General features: G+C 72.1%; 1 protein-coding gene. It reads right to left on the reverse strand.

Features of this window, described 5'->3' with window-relative positions; genetic code table 11:
* Positions 1-361 (reverse strand): 5-(carboxyamino)imidazole ribonucleotide mutase (gene purE / locus FL311_RS43860; RefSeq protein ID WP_228557504.1); only part of this gene is annotated, 361 nt, incomplete at its 3' end.
* Positions 362-380 lie beyond the last annotated feature (19 nt).

The following is a 380-nucleotide window of genomic DNA, read 5'->3' on the forward strand; positions in this document are numbered from 1 at the left end:
GGAATGCGACGATCCGGGCCCTCAGCTGGGGGTTGGCGGCTCCCAGCATCCGCACCGCCAGCAGTCCGGCATTACCGGCGCCCCCGATGGACACCGTGGCCACCGGAACCCCGGCCGGCATTTGCACGATCGACAGCAGGGAGTCAAGGCCGTCCAGCCTGCCCAGCGGTACCGGCACCCCGATCACCGGCAGCGGCGTCGCGGCGGCGACCATACCGGGCAAGTGCGCGGCCCCGCCCGCTCCGGCGATGATCACCTCGAGACCGCGCTCGGCCGCGCCGCGCGCATAACTGAACATCGCCTCAGGGGTGCGATGGGCCGAAACAACCCGAACCTCGGCCGGAATGTCGAACTCGGCCAGCGCCGCCGCAGCGTCGGCC

This window comes from Myxococcus sp. AB025B (assembly GCF_006518215.1).
GTDB lineage: Bacteria > Myxococcota > Myxococcia > Myxococcales > Myxococcaceae > Myxococcus > Myxococcus fulvus.